This window comes from Bacteroidales bacterium (assembly GCA_023229505.1).
In the GTDB taxonomy this organism is placed as follows: Bacteria; Bacteroidota; Bacteroidia; order Bacteroidales; family JAGOPY01; genus JAGOPY01.
Genome location: JALNZD010000035.1, coordinates 25,996 through 43,551 on the forward strand (window position 1 = coordinate 25,996; position 17,556 = coordinate 43,551).

Genomic DNA, 17,556 nt, shown 5'->3' on the forward strand with positions numbered 1-17,556 from the left:
TCCAAATTTCAGATTTCAAATTTCAAGTTTAACTGCTATCGTTTCAATCTCAACCATTGCTCCCAACGGAAGCCTAACAACCCCATAAGCGGCCCGTGCCGGTGGGTTTTCCGCGTAGTACCTGCCATAAACTTCGTTCATTGCGGCGAAATTATCCATATCGTTAAGCAAACAGGTCGATTTTACAACATCAGCATAACTGTAACCTGCAGCTTTTAGAATCGCTCCGATATTTTTCATCACCTGCTCAGTCTGTTCTTTTATACCGCCTTCGACTATTTTTCCGATAGCCGGGTCGATCGGTATCTGTCCTGAAATAAAAAGCATACCGTTAGCTTCAACGGCCTGGCTGTATGGGCCAACCGCCTTCGGCGCTTCTGTGGTGTGAATGATCTTCTTCATATTGATTTATTAATTTTATAATCAGCAAATGTATAGAATTGAATGAAAATCAGAAATTATCCCTGAAATCCTTCTTCTTGTTCAGCTTGAGGTCTTGCAGTATAGAAGCCTTCGCGTTGATAGTAAAGTTCCAGCTCTTCTGCGTACCCATGGGTATCCAGTTGAATCGCATTTCCCAGCAATGCAGGTCGCGGTATATGCTGATCGAAGTGTAAGAAAGGTCCTTAGCCTCAAAATCCCAGCCGGTCCTGAATCCCACTTTCCATTTTGGGGTAATGCTTATATTGCCCGACACATCCACCGTCTGAACAATTTTTGTCGTCCTTTCATAAACATAATCAGGATAACGACGTACCGCGTCATACCTGAAAGAATAACTGAATGTAAGGTCCCAGGGTATTGACCAGTCAATGTAATCATCAGGACTCAATATAATTTCTTCAAGTTCAGCTTCATTACCCGGGGAAGCAGGCACCGGTACCTTTTTATCTTCTTTTTTTTTCAAATCTTCGGAAGATAACCTCCAGTTCAGGCTAACAGACCAGTTGGTATTCTTCAGCCTGAGAAGCCGGTGGTTTACAGACCACTCGGTCTGGTCCAGGTTTTTCGTGCCGGTCGAATCAAGTATATAGGGATCGAATTCGCTGCGATAACTGATGTCTATTTTTTTGAATAACCGGGTGCGGCCCGATAACGATAAAGGCGACCACCTAAGCGAATCCTTGGCAAAATCATAAGAAAAATTGATAGTGAAATTGTCGAGTATACCCAGCTTCTTAGTCCCGGTCAAGGTGTCTTTCCGCGAACGGATCTTCATCTCAAGATTATTGCCGAAAGAGAAATTGATCCGCCCGGACTTACCGGGTGACGGGCTTCCGTATAGTGATCCCTCATATTTTGAATACGGGATCTCCTTTCCATTTGTATCTATGTAGGAATCATAATAGTTCCAGAATTCCGTTCCGTAATCAGGCTTGTAAGTGAATGAAACCGTAGGGGTTAAAACATGCCGGATAGCATTGACCGGAAAATTTTTACCAAACTGGATCATTCCATAAATTTTTGTGCTCAGGGAGGAAGAATAACTGTAATCAAACAGGTTGTTAAAGCCATTGATGGTATCTTTCACCAGGTAGCCGATGATGGTATCATTTTCAGTGAACAAAGTATCGTTCGACCATGATTTCCGGTATGATTCAAAATACATCCTGTCAGTCAGGCTGATAGAATTGGTCCAGTTGAAATATTTCAACAGCTTGACCGGGCTGGAAATGGGAAAAGTATGCTGGATGCCGTTTTTCATCAAATTGAGCGCCGCGGAAGTTAATATAACCGAATCAAGTGCAGTTACCGTGTTTCTTGCATTCAGGTTATAATTCATCGTGATAATATGGTACCATCTGGTGCGGCCGACCCTTTTAGGCGAACTGAACGGATTGAACCGGTTAATCGAAAAAGTCAGTTCCGGAAGGGTTACATTCACGATATGCGTCAAAGTGTTCTGATCATGCGCAGCATTCACTGTCAGATAGAATTTGCCGCCGAAATTAGTCTGGTAAGCCACACTCGACCTGAAGGTGTTCGAAAGGTAATCCTGTGTGGTTGAAGGGTTGTATTTATTTAAAGTGGAGGAGACGATATTGACGTCGGCACTGAAGGTGCTCCTGGGCCTCGCCTTGGGATCCTGCTTGTGGTTCCACCTTAAGGCAAAGTCGCGCTTCCGGGTGTAATTGGGGGCTTCTTTCACCCCGCTGACAGTGATGGCGTAGGTAAAACTCGCTGAACCGGAATATTTATAGCGTTTTTTATAATTGAAACTGGGTCTCAGAGTCCAGCTACCTAAAGTATATATATCTCCAGTCACCTTAAAATCAAGGTAATCGCTGATAAAAAGATAATATCCGCCCCCCTCAAAATAAAAACCACGGTTAGCAGATTCGCCGAAAGTCGGGAGGAGGATCCCCGAACGTTGCCCCTGTTTATTTGGAAACCAGCCAAATGGTAGCATCAGCGGGGTTGGGACATCTTCGACAACCAGGTATACAGGCCCGGTTACAATGCGTTTCTTGGGGATCACCATCGATCTATTATACCTGAACTCAAAATGGGGGTGATCTTCCAGGTTACAGGTCGTGTATGAGCCTTTGGAAATATTGATAATATCATCTCCCATCTTCTTTACAGTTTCCCCGTGCAGGTAACCGCTTCCGTCTTCAGTTATGACTTTACTGATGAAGCCCTTTTTCGACCTGAAATTATAACGGATGACCCGGGATTTGAAGCTTTGATCTCCTTGTTTGAAGACAGGGACTCCGACCTCTTTTCCTGTGGAATCAGGCATACCTGTAGCGTAGACTTCATTTTTTTCAAAATTTATTTCGATAAAAGCCGCCTGTAGGTTGATGTCACTATAATTTATAACAGCATCGCCATACAGGAAGACTTTCTTATTGACCAGATCGAAAAGGGTGGAATCCTTTGCCTTGTAATCCACTTTGGCATCCAAAGCCTCTTTTGAACCGCCGGCGGCAAGGCTGTCAATCACTAATGTGTCAGCGAGGCTGGCTGTGATGGTATCGGGTATAAGTTGACAAAACGGGGTTTCTCTTATCGATGACGAGTATACCTTTCCCATGCTGCGGGCATCTGTGAGTGCCACTAGCGAAAACGAGATCGTCAACAGGAAGATCCGTTTTAACAAAGGTGCTGTTAATAATTTAAATGGCAAGGTGATACTCCAACAAATTATCCGGCTAAATTTGTATAATAACGGCTAATACTGTAATTATTGCAAGTATAATACCGTTTTTGAATTCAAAGATATTTAAACTAATCGAACAGGTGAAGCAGCTACGTTATATTTTCGGTGTTCCCTTGCTGGTCCTGGTTTTCATTCTGCCAGTTTATCCGCAATACCAGGTTCACCGGGTAGTAATCGACGCCGGGCATGGCGGCAAGGACCCTGGGGCACTTGGCCAAAACTCCTGTGAAAAGAACATTGCTCTGGCCATCGCCCTGAAAACAGGAGAATATATTGAGAAATACACCCCAGGCGTTGAAGTGATCTATACACGTAAAACCGATGTTTTCATAGAGTTGTACAAACGGGCGAAAATCGCGACCGACAGCAAGGCAAATGTATTCATCTCCATCCATTGCAATGCATCTAAAACTTCATCTGCCAGCGGAACGGAAACTTATGTCATGGGGCTCCACAAAAGCGAAGCCAACCTTGAAGTAGCCAAACTGGAGAATGCAGCTATTCTTAACGAGGAGAATTTTGCCGACATGTATGAAGGATTCGATCCAAACCAGGATGAAGATTATATTACCCTGACCATGTTCCAGGATGCATCGCTGGATCAGAGCACCATGCTGGCCGACGAGATCCAGCGGCAATTCCGCGAAAGGGTCAAGAGAAAAGACAGGGGGGTATTCCAGGCAGGCTTCCTCGTCCTCTACCGCACTACCATGCCAGGTGTGCTTGTTGAAACCGGATTTATCACCAACCCGGAAGATGAACGTTTCCTTATGTCGGAAGACGGACAGGCCTATATTGCTTCAGCCATTTTCAGGTCCTTCAAGTATTATAAAGAAGAAATGGAAAGGAAAGACAACAAAGCCCCACTGGTTGTCAAAGACTATTTAAAGGAACCGGAAGCCGTTAAACCACCTGATATATACTTCCGGGTGCAGTTCACCTCTTCCCGCACTCCAAAAGTTTTCGATGCCAAAAAATACAAGGATTTGCCAGACATCCGGGAATATAGGCAGGACAGTTGGTATAAATATTCTACGGGCAATTTCAGGACCTATGAAGATGCGCTCAAACATCAGAAATTTATCAAAGAAAATAAAAAGTATAAGGATGCATTTGTTATTTGCTTTGAGAAAGACGAGCGTATTTCTTTGGAAAAAGCTCTTGAAGTGATTAAAAAGTAATTATATTTGTCTGAAATAAAGGTTGGCAGTTTGAAATTTTCAAAGGAATTCAGAATCGGCTTTCTTTTTATTCTTGTTACAGCAATCCTGGTCTGGGGCTTTAGTTTCCTGAAGAATAAAAATATCCTTTATAAAGAAAGGGTTATAATCGCTGTTTATAAGCATGTAAACGGACTGAACCCTTCTAATCCTGTTTATATCAATGGGGTGAAAGTCGGACAGGTTGGCAAGGTATATTTTGATCCGAGCCTGGATGGAGATATCATCGTTCAGCTTGTTTTCACGGATAAATTCCCGGTACCTTTAAACTCTACAGCCCGAATTTTCAGTGAAGACCTGATGGGGTCCAAAGCCGTTGAAATACTGCTCGGCACCGGGCCGGATTATGCCGGGAATGGCGATACCCTTCATGCTGATGTTGAGACCACCCTCAAAGATGCCGTCAACCAGCAGATCCTCCCATTGAAACTGAAAGCCGAGGACCTTCTGTCTTCTATCGATACTATGGTTGTAGCTGTACAGGGCATTTTTAACAAGGATGCCATCGAAGATCTCAATGCCAGCATCAAGAGTATACGCCACACCTTCAGCAACCTGGAAAACACGACTCAAAACCTCGATACGCTTGTTCTCCTTCAATCAGGCCGCTTGTCGAGCATCCTTTACAATATCGACATGATCACGAGGAACCTCAATAATAACAGTGACGAGATCAACCGTGTCCTTGGCAATCTTGCTACCTTAAGCGATACGCTTGCGCATGCAAATATCTCAGGGGTTATTCAGAATATTGATAATACTTTTACTGATCTGGCCAATGTCTTGGCCCGCATAGATAAAGGAGAAGGGACGCTGGGCCTGCTGATCAATAACGACCAATTGTATAAGGACCTGCAGAAATCTGCTTTTGAGCTGAACCAGCTTATCGAGGATATCCGGCTGAATCCGAAACGCTACGTCAGGGTCTCGGTTTTCTGATCATTCTTTCCAGATAAATATCCCTTGCCTGTCCACCGGTCGTTGCTCTTCGATCCAGTTAAAATCCTTCAGGAATTTGTCTTCTTTCACTACATCCTTTTCCGGGTATAAAGTGGCTTCAGGCTGTGTGAGGTAAAGGATTTTTTTTATTTTCCTGTCTTCCAGCATGATAGCCATGTTGCTTGAAATGGATTTATTGATTCCGATCATTTCTTTATCTTCCTCCCTGACGAAATAAATCGTCTCTGCATTGCCCTGGACCTTGATGAGGTAAAGCTGGTTGTCCCTGAAATAGGCCCTCATCTGTTTTCCTTTGATCTGATTAAACGATTCGGAGCTGTCGCGTGAAATGATAAAAGCCATATTGAATAATACCATCGAATCAATCCGGTTATGGCTTAAATACAACCACATGGAATCGGCGGTAAGCTGATTTTCTTCTGACCAAAGGACCGGCTTCCGTAATAAAGCAATAATAGAATCATCCACCCGGTAAACGAGTGAATCGCACATCCCCTGCAGGTCACCCTTGAAAAACTTCATACGGTGATGAGCGAATAACAGCCTGGCCTTGTCAGCTGAATCAAGAACAAGGATAAAACTGTCGGCGTGCATGTACAGCGAGTCACGCTGATCTATCAGAATGGCACGGGCCGAGTCGGTAATGTATGAATATTTTTCACTCCTGTAAAATTCGCTGATACCGCCTTCCAGAATAATGTTCTGCACCGTATCCTTCACCCAGACATTACCCTTTGCTTTCCCGTATTCCCTTTCCCGGTCATAATAAATCCAGTCGCTTTTGAGTATCTGTTCCAGGTGTACAATCTGGTTATTCCGGTTAAGTTCAGCCTGGTTTTTGCGGGTATCATACCATCCTTTTTCTGAATAGATCTTGTCTTCTTTGCCGTAAATATTCGTCGGTCCCTCAATAAATACTATTTCTGTTTCGGTATTATAGCGCAGGGTATCCGAGTACATCGTATAATCAGGGTTGACCACAACCACTGAATCGCTGAACTGGAATTCATAAGTTTGTGTGAAATACCGGCCTGTTTTGCTGGTAAGCACATTCTCCGCATCCACGATCCGCCCGCCGGTAAAGTAACAAGCCACAGCCAGGTTCCGGTCATATTCGAGGTAATCGGTATAAAGCGTCGCTCGTTTGTCAATCATGCGGACATTGGAATCAAGCACGGCGATCCGTGTATTTCCATCATAGTTCAGGTAATCACCGTAAAGATGCACTGAATCGCTGTAGCTGATATGAACATTTCCTACCGCATGAAGGTTGCTTTCTTCGAATAGGGAAGCCGTGTCACAGTAGAAATAAGTACTGTCCTGGCGGAGGACTGCATGGCCAATCAAGCGCCGGAACTTTCTGCCGTTTTCAGTCCCAAGTCTTGCAAAATCAGCATGTTCAATATAGACCTGGGTTGCTTTTTGCGCCAGTAAAGGCATTACCGGCCAAATGAATCCTGCCGCTTGGATCAGGGCAAGGACCAAACTGGCAGGAAATAATCTCTTTCGCTTATGAAGCATTGTTCGTTTTAACATATATTTCGGATCCGTCGGACACCTGGTTGTATCCCTGGACGATCACCTGCTGGCCAGGTTGAAGACCTTTGACCACCATAGTTTTATCCAGGTATGATTTGCCCGGTGTTACATAAACCTTTTTTGCAATCCATTTACCGTTGGTTTGCTCCATGATATAAAGATATGAGCCCGTGATGTCCTGCTTGATCAATGCTGAAGTGATCACCACAGCTGAGTCGGAGGAGAAATCATTAATATGTATGATGGCAAGAATGTTAGGTTTTAACAAACGGTCGGGATTTTTCAATTTGAGCTGAACGGTGAAAGTGCGGTTGTTGGGATTGATGACATTGCCTTTCCGGTATATCGGAACTTCTAAATTCATATCAGGATAAACCGGGAACTCTACCTTCACAATCGCGCCTTCATTCACCTGGGCAAGGTAAGTCTCAGATACATCAGCATTAATATAGAGGTCATCCAGGTTCACAATCTGCATCAGTTGGGAACCGGGTGTGGCCAGTTCTCCCTTCTTATGGTAGATCTCATCCACGACACCACTCACCGGCGACTTGATCATTACCATATCCAACTGGGCCCGGAGGGTTACCAACTTTTGCTCAAACGATTCTTTGCTGTTCTTCGCGTTAAGATACTGTATCTCCGATCCGATACCTTTTTCCCAGAGTCTCTTTTGCTTTTCACAGGTAATCGTAGCCAGTTCCAGCGACGATTCCATTTCAGCAATATTGCTTTCGTTGACCTCTGAATTAAGCTTAGCGAGCAACTGGCCTTTTTCAACATAATCACCCTCTTTGACATAAATCTCCCTTACCTGGCCAGCTACTTCCGGTGAGATGAATGCTTCCTTTACCGCTTCTGCTGTGCCGCTGACCTCTATATAATGGTTGAAAGGCTCAAACGAAACCGCTGACACTTCTACTAGGATCTTTTGGGTGCTATTATCACCAGAATTCATGGCGCTGAGTTTTTTTTCCAACTCCGTGATTTTCTGGTTCAGCTCAGCAGCATCTTTCCTATAAGCAGTGATCTGGCCCCTGATCGATTGTTCGGTCTCCTGGTTGTTGCAGGAAGCCAGGATAAGAATAAAAAATGCTAATATCCCGTATTTCATTTTTTTCAAAAAATTTATCATGATGACTGATTAATAATTACCTAATGCTTTATCAAGCCGGTTTTTAGAATCAAGCAAACTGAAAACCATCTGGAAATATTTCCGTTCGGAATCTAAGAACTGGTTATGTTGCTGGGTCAGTTCAGCACTGGTCGCAGCTCCTTCATTATATTTAGTGAGAGTTTTCTTATATATTTCAAGGGAAAGATCAACATTCTGCTTTTCTCTCATATAATTTTCCATCGCTGTCCTGAATTCCGACCTCGATTGTGTGATAGATAAGTTCAGACCTTCAGCAACCTGTTTCTTTATATTCTGTACCTTTTCCAGGTCAAGTTTGGCCTGGCTTACCCTGCTCTTGTGCAAACCGCTTGATAAGATCGGGATCTGCATTGAAATACCGGTAGAGGATGTCAGGAACCAGGGCTCATCCGGGGCAAGAAAGTTAAACTCATTACGCTGGGCGTTCTCCTGGAGGAACAAAAAGCCTTTCAGGCTGGGATAATAAGCTGCCCTTTCGTTCTTTAAGCTAAGGACTTTCATTTTTTCCTGGCTGGCAATCAACCTGTAATCAATGTGTTGCTCGACATTAAACTGCTGATCTACCAAGGCGCCGACACTTGCCTTCCCGATCAGTTCATCCAGTGTTTCCGTCAGAATCACCTGTTGGTCAAGATCAATCCCCATCTGGTAATTCAGGAGCTTATAACCGATCTCATTCTGCCGTTGTACTGAATTGATGGAATTCTGAATATCTGTCACAGTAAGAGTAAACTGATCATAATCCGTTTTTTCCACAAATCCTTCCCTAAACATTTCTCCGGTTTCATAACGGGTCTTTTCCAGTATGACCAGGGTTGAATCAAGAATCTTCAGTACCTCTTCTCCTACCAGGATATTGTAATAAGTCTGCGTTACGGTTTGTTTGACATCTTCCTCCGATTTTTCGAGACTTTCCATCGACAACTGCTCGAATATTTGAGCGTACTGCAGTCCGATGAAATAGCGCCCGTCGAAAATAAGCTGGTTCAGGGTGATTCCGCCTGTTAAATTGTTTTTTAAACCGAACTGTAACTCGATAAACTCTCCTGGTTGGCCATCAGGGAAAAATTCAGCAGGGATCAGCGAAGTAGGCAAAGCAATAAAATAAGAATAATCTACGCTTGCGCTGACCTGGGGAAAGCCGTATGACAAGTTCTCTTTAACCTGTTTTCGGGCCATTTCAAGGTCAAACTGGGCATTTTTTACTTTGTAGCTATTCTGTACCGCATAATCCTGCGCTTCCTTCAGCTTGAACGAGAGGGTTTGCCCAAAAGTGCCGGCCGAAATGAACACAGCCGTTATTAAAATCAATCCGGTTTTAATAAGTGTTGATGTCATTACCAGTTTAGTTTTTAAAGTCTTTTTACGTTCTTCAAAATCCTCGAAATTCTGCCGCTTCAATCTCCGAACTTAAAGTTCTTTTTCTTTTTTTCGTAATATGCAAGGCCTTCCGGCTTTGCAATGCTTCGAATGAAGTTTTCAAACATGACATTGAAGATGGTGCCGAAAGAGAATTTCTCCGGTGGGAAAAAATCAGGGTTATGGAGGTCGATCAGTCTGCTGAGGTACAGACGCGCTACCAGCTCGATGCTGAGGTCGTCACGGTACATCCCTTGATTGATGCCTTTGGTCAGATTGATCTTGATCTTTTCATAGATAAAATCACGTCGGAGTGTGAAATGTCGCTGATAAATGTCAGGAAAATGATTTTTCAGGACAAAGGTTACAGAAGGCGATATGTCCATGAACTTTTCTGCTAACTCTTTGCTGACGATAAGAAGGATATCGATGGCATTGACCCCTTCGAAATCATGAATTTTAAATATCTCCTCGAAACGGTGACGTTCAAAATCGAGTACTTTTTCCACCAGCTCTTCTTCGCCAGAAACGTATTTTAACAAGACTTCTTTTGGTATGCCTGTTTTTGAGGATATCTCATCTAACCTGATGACAGCCTTGCTATTCATACTATAGAGATAATCCCTGAATTTTTCAATGATCCCTCGAAGAGTTGAATCCATCCTGTCAGTATTAAAAAAGAGGCGCAAAATTACTAATTATAACCTGAGAAACAAAATAAATTCATAATGTTTCCTGCCGGAGACATTATTGCATTTTCATAAAAAGGAGGCGAACCTCAAGCCTGTACCAGTAGTTTCTGCTGATATTCCTTTACCTGATACATAAATGCCTGCAGCCTCGTTTCAATCGAAGCATCATCTTGTCCGTCATAGGCAAAATCAACCCAGGGTATGTTGTTATGATCTTTCCTGAATACATCGGAGATTGAACAGATAAGTGTGCCTGGCATACAGGTAAACGGCAGCACATTGCAAATACCGGATACGCCTTTTTTAGCCAATGCAGAAGCACTTCCGATAGCCATTACCGGGTCGCCGTCATAATCTTTATGCACGTAAGGAGAAGTTAGCTCTAACATAGATTCGAGTGATATCTCTTTATCTGCATCTATCAGATTTTCAACCGATTGAAGAAGCTTTTTATAAGAAGCGTGCTGCGAAAATTCCTGTATTTTTGATTTCAGTATGCCCTTGTAATCACCTTTCCATCTGCTGTCGCGGGTATATCTGTATGTCGAATAAACGAACCATTCCGAAAATGGGGACATCAATGTTTCCGCTCCCACAGTTTCCAGTCTGTTAACAATATCTCCGCTGCAAAATTTGTTATCCCTCATAAAAATTTCTCCAACGATGACAACGATGGGTTTACGTGGAATATTATGGCGCTCAATGGCCTCAAATTTCTTACCTGCAGCTTCAAGTACATCAACTAATCCTTTTGCGTTATTTTCAATGCATCTGACAATATTGTCCAATGATTCATTATAAATCCTGTCGGTTTCTCCCTTTATTTTTTCATAGGGTCTTATTTGCTGCTGTAGTTTGCGGATCATATCAAAAGCAACAAAACCCTTCCATGCATTAAACCTGAACTTGGTACCATTACCCGGTGTTATGTCGGTATACGAGCCATCATTGGAGGGAGACACGATTTTTACATCTTTCCTGCCCAGACGGTCAAATAGCACCTTCTGTAACTGGTTGTACTGTCCGAATCTGCAAGGGCCATTGTGGTCGGGCATAAAAAAGCTGATTTTCTTATCATCCGTGCCGGGTTCCTGCAACTTCTTGATAAATGAGCCTGTAGTGCAAATCATCGGGAAACATTCCTTTGAAGATGTGTACTTCCTTCCGATCTCAAGGTCCTCATGAGTCTGCATAGGCAGGGCATACGACTCAATTCCGCAGCTTCGTGCCGCGGCAGCTGCTATATAGGAGCCATCGTGCATGTATGGCCAGTACAATACCCTGTCGCCGGTTGGTGTCGACTGCTTAAAGTTTTTAGAAATATTGTTCTGATACGAATACGATTGTTTTTCTTTTTTTCTGATACTGTCGAGGAATGCTTCAAGCCGGGTAATAAGCCCCGCATCTGCCGAATGTTCATCAATCTCGATTTGTAAGGTAGGTTTTCCCTTTAATTCTTCAGATACCAGGTGTTGAATGAAAGAGTCGGGACCACAGCGGAAATTACTGATATAAACACCAGACAATTTATCATTCCTGGCTATCATTCTGGCACCTGCAAGTATTTTCCTGCCACTGGGCCAATACATATTCGGAAAATCGTCGAAAATATACTCGTCATTAAGCGGAAGAAAATCCAAAGGAATTGGGAGTACATTCAGATTTATTAATTTTTCAACAAGCCTGAGGCTCAATTCAGGGTCACCAGCATTATAAGGCCTGCCTAATATTACCATTGTTTCCTTATCGGCAGGGAGGTTGTCAAGAACTTCCTTTCCACGAACAGTAAGGGAATTTTCAAAAGTATTTTGCTTTTCGCGTGCAAGCAGGAGCGCTTTTTTCACGGCTTTGCTGTCTGTACCGAATTGCTGCTTCATAAATGCCGACATTTCTTTGATGAATACTTTCTCAAAGAATTTTGGATGAAAAGTCGGGATGAGTAGTTTGTCTTTATCGGGATGTTTTGCCAATGCAGCCTTCACCATAAAAGGATAAGACTGTATCCACGGGCAGTTGCAGTTTGAAGTAGGATTATTTTTAGCAGCCCTGTTATTTACGACAAAAGGTATGAAAACATGATCCACTTTTTTATCCAGCAGATCCATGATATGTCCATGCACAACCTCGATCGGAAAACAGGTTTCTGATGTAAGCATTTCAAGCGATTTGGAAACAAGCTTCCTGTCGGTATGTTTAGAAAGCACAACCTGGAATCCGAGTTCAGTAAAAAATGTTCTCCAGAAAGGAAATTCCTGGTAATACAATAGCAATTCCCGGGGGATACCAATTGAAATTGAACCTTTATTTCTGTTTTCATCGTAATCGCCGAGGAGCAAACTTTCACGTTCAACAAATAAGTTAGGAATGTCGTCTGTTTTTTTCTTTCTGTCGTCAACCTCCCATTTCTCGCATCTGCCACCGTAATACAAAGGCCTCTTTTCGCCTTCAATCTTAACCATTCTAATTTCACAAAGGTTGCTGCAATCTTTATCCTTGCATGTAAACTTATCGAGTTTATAAGGCACATTGCGCACATCAAAGCCCTTAAATCTTGTTGACCCTGTATCTTTGACCTTATCCCTGGCCAGCATTGCCATGCCAATAGCGCCTGTCACATCGAAGTTTGGAGGAATAATGATCGGTTTGCCCGTAATTTGCTCAAATGCCGCGACAACCCCTTTATTGTTGGTCACACCTCCCTGGAAAAAGATTTTATTACCGATCCTTTTGCGGCCTACGACTTTCTGAAGATAATTGTTGACGATAGAATAGGCCAGCCCGCCAACCAGGTTTTCATTTTTCTCCCCTTTTTGCTGGTTGGCATTCAGGTCGGATTCAATAAAAACGGTACAGCGGCAGCCCAGTGAGGTCGGATTTTCAGCCTTCAGCGCCAGCGTCCCGAATTCCTCAACGATATTTATATCAAGTTTCTCGGCTTGTTCTTCGAGGAAAGAGCCGGTACCTGCGGCACACACTTTGTTCATTTCAAAATCGACCACTACCCCATTGTCAATGCTGATATATTTTGAATCCTGTCCGCCTATTTCGAAAATAGTATCCACACCTGGATCATGGGCAATAGCAGCAGTAGCCTGGGCTGTGATCTCATTTTGTATCACATCTGCACCAATAAAATCACCGGTAAGGTAACGGCCTGAGCCTGTTGAACCTGCAGCTTTCACCTCAACTTTATCGCCAACCTCTTCAAATATTTCGGTCAGGCCCTGCCTGATTGCTTCGAGCGGACGGCTGGCAGTAGGAAGGTATCGCCGGGCAACAACACGGTTCTGATCATCGATTAACACAACATTGGTACTCAGGGATCCGACATCAACCCCCAGGTAAACCGGATATTTTTCTTGCCCGTTCAGGTCGAAAGTAACACCTTTCATGATGGTCGCTGTTGATTCAACCAGCCTGGGCATTCCTTTGCCATTGCCACTGGCTTTTAAAAGGTACTCTTCAAGGTCTTTGAGCCCTCTGAACAGCATATCATCCTGAGGGTGCTCCCTGACATAAAAAATTGCACCAAGGGCCCCCATGGAAGCATAATATTCCGGTATGGTCAATTCACCTTCACTGAGGTTTAGCAAAGTTTTAAACGCATGAACCATACCGGCATTTGCTGCAACGCCACCCTGAAAAATAATGGGTTTGACCAGCTCTTTACCTTTTGCCAGGTTACTTTTGAAATTTCTGGCAACAGCAAAGCACAATCCGGCAACGATATCGTGCACCGGTGTAGCGATTTGCTGCAGGTGGATCATATCGCTTTTGGCAAAAACGCTGCATCGCCCTGCTATATGTGGTGGGTTTGTTGATTTAAGTGCCAGTTCTCCGAATTCTTTCTCGATCGGAACCCCGATACGTTTAGCCTGTTGGTCGAGGAAAGAGCCAGTACCCGCTGCACATATGCTGTTCATTGTAAAATCCGACAAACTTGAATGTTCTCTTTCCTTGCCATGTTCCATTAAGATCAGCTTGGAATCTTCGCCCCCCATCTCAATAATGGTCCGGACTTCAGGATATAATTTCGAAACGGATTTTGATTGTGCTATGATCTCGTTGATAAATTGCCCACCTATGAGTTGTGTCGCAAGTTTTCCTCCCGAACCGGTAATTGCTATTTGTTTGATCTGTTCTGTATCATACCTCGACAATAAATCAGTCAACCTCTTTCTGAGCACAAGGAAAGGTTGTCCATGACAATGATCATAGTAATTTTCAAGGATATTTTCATCACTGTCGATAATGACAGTATTTAATGAAATTGAACCCAGGTCGAAGCCGATGTAAAGGTCGCCTTTATTATATTTAGTTGCATTGACAGTTAACATCATCTAAAATATATCAAAATCTGAATATGAAAACAAAAATCAAATTTACTGATTATTTGTTCTTTCAACAAGAATCTTCCTTCCAAATTCCAGGTTTATCTTGCCAGGACAATCTTTTGCCGCATCACATCGTCATTACTGACCAGCATGAAGTGGTAAACGCCAGGTGAAAGGTTCATGCCGGAGGAATTGAACTGGTAGGTATATTTTCCTGGTTGAAGCTGGGCATGATTGACAAGCACTTCGACCTCACGGCCAAGTTGGTCGTATACTCCCAAAAAAAACGGGGCAACCTGGTGCAGTTTAAAAGAAATCCAGGTGGATTCGGCAAAAGGGTTAGGATAACTTTGTTCCATGCTGATCGGGATGGCGTCCTTTATTTCTTCTTCAATACCCACAGCAGTCGGGTCGATGATTGCTGTCCAGATGCTCCTCTGGTTATTATGTAATCGGGTCCAGATCGGGCGGATCACATTATTATGGGCAGTCACATTGGTATAGTCGCCGAAAAAAGTGCCGCTGTTAGGGTAGAAAGGCTCTTCGCTGATCAGGAAATTCGTAAAAGTCTCTCCACCGTCTGTAGAACGGGCCATATACACATCGGTATTGTTGTTGTCATAATTACGGCGGTCATAAAAAACGAAGTAAAGATAGCCGTTGGTCTGGTCGATGGCCACCCAGTTGAAGAACTGCTGTTTTCCGGGAGGATCGTCATTAACGCGGACGCGCTGGCTCCAGGTATTGCCCCCGTCGGTGGATTTGACCAACCAGACATCGGTATCGTCATCACCGTTGCGTTGGTCGCTCCAGTTAATGTAGATGGTACCCCGGTAAGGTCCGCCACTGGTATCGCAAGTGGTAACCGGAAATCCGTTAGCCCGGGAAATGCCGGGAATATCAAAACACCATCCGCCCGGCAAGTCCGAAACGAAGATGTCTTCTTCCAGCCATGTGGTTCCCTGGTCGAGGGACCGGTCGAAAACCAGACCCGCCGGGCCGGCCCATGCCACGTAGATCTGTCCTTCAGGTCCAATGGCAGGCACGGCTCCCTGCGTTGTATTGTCGTCGTCAGCGCAGTCGCCTGAAACCTTGTTGATCTGAACCGTCGGGCTCCAGCTCATACCCGCATCATACGAGCGCGAGAACATGATATTGCTGAAATAGCCGGAACTATCCGAGCCATATAAATCGAATTGCGTCCAGGTCACATAAATGTTGTTGTTTTTCCAGTCAACCGCAGCCCAGTGCTTATCCTGCTCCTTGGTCCCGTTGAGGCCCATATAGGAGCCATCGTTCCACTCTCCGCCAAAAGTTTCTGTTTTCTGGCATACAATCCGGTCGATCCAGGAGCCCTGCGGAGGATTTGAGAGATGAAAAAAGTAGAATGCCCCGGCTGTGTCGCAAAGCATTACCGGGTCGCCCCAGACACCGTTCTGGGCAGAGTAAATAGTCCCTTCTTCCCAAGTTAAACCCGCATCATCGGAATAATAATAGCTGGCTATATTAGCTCCGCCGTAAAGTTGGTTGGTATTTTTCGGGTTGATGATAATCGATGGCTCGTTTGGGTAATTAGTAGTACTGATCAAAACGTTGAGATGCTGGGCATTTGTAAAAGTGAAGCAGGCCAGCAACATGGAGAGTAATATAGAGCGTGACATGGTAGTGGATATTTATACAAAGATACGACTAATTGTTCCATTGTTCCAGCCCCTACCCCTAAATCCCCTTCTGTAATATTAATAGGTAACTATATACTAAACAAACCCACGTAAACATTCTTCTTTCATTAAACCCTTCTTTCATTTTTCAACTACTCCTTATCCTTTGTGGGTTTATCCTTTTCAATTAACTTCTTGACCTCTGACAAATCGGTTTTTGCAAGTCGTTCCATAACCTCTTCAAACGGCTTATTTATCCGTTTCATCATTGGTTCCTGAATTTTCTTTTTTCTCTTTGGCTGTTTCATGCCGTAAGCGTTTTATATTTCAACCTTCCTTGAATCTCCTGTAAAAATACATCAAATCTTTCAGTTTCGCCAAGTTCTCTGGAATTATACCGGAACTCAAATTCATCCAAATACTTATCCAAATGTTTATCACTCATAGAATGGTATATGCCAACATAACCACGTTTGAACAATGACCAAAATCCTTCAATCGTATTAGTATGTGCTATTCCATCAACATAAACACCGTCTTTATGATTAACGGTTAAATGTTCAAATATATTCGGCATATTTTTATAAGCCTTCCATTCATCGGTAACAATAGTACTGCCCTCTTTCAGGTGTTGCTTAATGATCTCTTGCAGGGTGTTTTGCCTTACATCTTTTACCCTTTGTGCTTTTACCTTTCCGCCCCGTTCAACCATTCCGAATACGGGTGTTTTGGTTTCTAAACTTCTGCCCTGTGTTCCTACCGTCTTTTTACTATCGTGCCTGTTTCTTTCTTTCCGCCAATCAGAGTTTCATCGGCTTCAACAATACCACCCATTGGTGCATTGAAAGACTTTGTTCTGATGGCATACCTAATCCGGTGCAACATGAACCAAGCCGTTTTCTGCGTTACCCCAATGTCTCTGCCTAATTGTAGGGAACTAATACCTTTCTTATGAGAAGTGAGCAGATAGACCGTTGTAAACCATTTTTTGAGGGGTATTTTGCTATCCTCAAATATAGTTCCGACCTTAACCGTGAATTGCTGACGGCATTTAGCACACTTGTAAAGTTTACCGTTCTGATATTCGTAAGCCTTATCATGTCCACAATGAGGGCAAATAGGGTTTCCGTTCCACCTTAAATTTGCCAAGTAATTACGGCAAATATCTTCATCACGGAAATAGTCGTTTACGTCTATCAGATTCTTAAACTTATTTACCTGTTGCTTTTCCATTGTTGCTATCATTGAATTACTCGACAAATATACGACATTAATTTGGGTTTGTCAAGTAATTTATAATATTTTTTTTTACCAGGTAATTGTTTGAATCTTAAATATTTATTCGCACTATTGTCCGACTAAAGTCTGATTTTTATGGTTTTGTTGCATAACTATCAGGAAATCAGATATAATATTTTCATTTTTTACTTTTTCAAAAATTGACCTACCCTCATAGAAAGGTAAATTTTAGT

At 43.2% G+C, this 17,556-nt stretch carries 12 protein-coding genes and 1 pseudogene; 2 read left to right on the forward strand and 11 right to left on the reverse strand.

Going from position 1 to position 17,556, the window contains the following annotated elements; translation table 11 throughout:
* Positions 1-15 precede the first annotated feature (15 nt).
* Positions 16-402 carry a RidA family protein gene (locus tag M0Q51_12315; GenBank protein MCK9400762.1) on the reverse strand — a complete coding sequence of 129 codons (387 nt, stop codon included), beginning with the start codon at positions 400-402 and terminating at the stop codon, positions 16-18.
* 49 nt (positions 403-451) lie between these two features.
* Positions 452-3,103 carry a hypothetical protein gene (locus M0Q51_12320; GenBank protein ID MCK9400763.1) on the reverse strand — a complete coding sequence of 884 codons (2,652 nt, stop codon included), beginning with the start codon at positions 3,101-3,103 and terminating at the stop codon, positions 452-454.
* Positions 3,104-3,243: 140 nt separating this feature from the next.
* On the opposite strand from M0Q51_12320, the gene M0Q51_12325 reads away from it, so the two are divergent.
* Together M0Q51_12325 and M0Q51_12330 are read left to right on the forward strand one after the other, a co-directional pair.
* Positions 3,244-4,344, forward strand: coding sequence for an N-acetylmuramoyl-L-alanine amidase (locus tag M0Q51_12325; protein ID MCK9400764.1), 1,101 nt, complete (start codon positions 3,244-3,246; stop codon positions 4,342-4,344).
* A 6-nt stretch (positions 4,345-4,350) separates the two neighbouring features.
* Positions 4,351-5,322 (forward strand): MlaD family protein, encoded by a 972-nt coding sequence (locus M0Q51_12330; GenBank protein MCK9400765.1) that lies wholly within the window; start codon positions 4,351-4,353, stop codon positions 5,320-5,322.
* Here the strand turns inward: M0Q51_12330 and M0Q51_12335 are convergent, their stop codons facing one another.
* From M0Q51_12335 to M0Q51_12375, 9 genes and pseudogenes are all read right to left on the reverse strand, one after another.
* Complete coding sequence (locus M0Q51_12335; protein MCK9400766.1) at positions 5,323-6,879, reverse strand: hypothetical protein; 1,557 nt, start codon at positions 6,877-6,879, stop codon at positions 5,323-5,325. It lies immediately after the preceding gene.
* Positions 6,854-7,996 carry an efflux RND transporter periplasmic adaptor subunit gene (locus tag M0Q51_12340; GenBank protein MCK9400767.1) on the reverse strand — a complete coding sequence of 381 codons (1,143 nt, stop codon included), beginning with the start codon at positions 7,994-7,996 and terminating at the stop codon, positions 6,854-6,856. Before M0Q51_12340 ends, M0Q51_12335 begins: the two co-directional genes overlap by 26 nt.
* Positions 7,997-8,026: 30 nt before the next feature.
* Positions 8,027-9,376, reverse strand: coding sequence for a TolC family protein (locus M0Q51_12345; protein ID MCK9400768.1), 1,350 nt, complete (start codon positions 9,374-9,376; stop codon positions 8,027-8,029).
* Positions 9,377-9,435: 59 nt separating this feature from the next.
* Positions 9,436-10,059: a hypothetical protein gene (locus M0Q51_12350; protein ID MCK9400769.1), complete on the reverse strand. Its 624-nt coding sequence runs from the start codon at positions 10,057-10,059 to the stop codon at positions 9,436-9,438.
* Positions 10,060-10,175: 116 nt separating this feature from the next.
* Positions 10,176-14,429: an acyl-CoA dehydratase activase gene (locus tag M0Q51_12355; protein MCK9400770.1), complete on the reverse strand. Its 4,254-nt coding sequence runs from the start codon at positions 14,427-14,429 to the stop codon at positions 10,176-10,178.
* A gap of 92 nt (positions 14,430-14,521) precedes the next feature.
* On the reverse strand, positions 14,522-16,084 hold the full coding sequence (locus M0Q51_12360; GenBank protein MCK9400771.1) for a T9SS type A sorting domain-containing protein: 1,563 nt from the start codon (positions 16,082-16,084) through the stop codon (positions 14,522-14,524).
* Between the two features lie 152 nt (positions 16,085-16,236).
* Entirely contained in the window at positions 16,237-16,392 is a 156-nt protein-coding gene (locus tag M0Q51_12365; GenBank protein MCK9400772.1) for a hypothetical protein, read from the reverse strand.
* A pseudogene (locus M0Q51_12370) lies at positions 16,389-16,817 on the reverse strand (IS1595 family transposase). Before M0Q51_12370 ends, M0Q51_12365 begins: the two are co-directional and overlap by 4 nt.
* Before the next feature lie 23 nt (positions 16,818-16,840).
* Positions 16,841-17,329: an IS1595 family transposase gene (locus tag M0Q51_12375; protein MCK9400773.1), complete on the reverse strand. Its 489-nt coding sequence runs from the start codon at positions 17,327-17,329 to the stop codon at positions 16,841-16,843.
* Between the last annotated feature and the right edge of the window lie 227 nt (positions 17,330-17,556).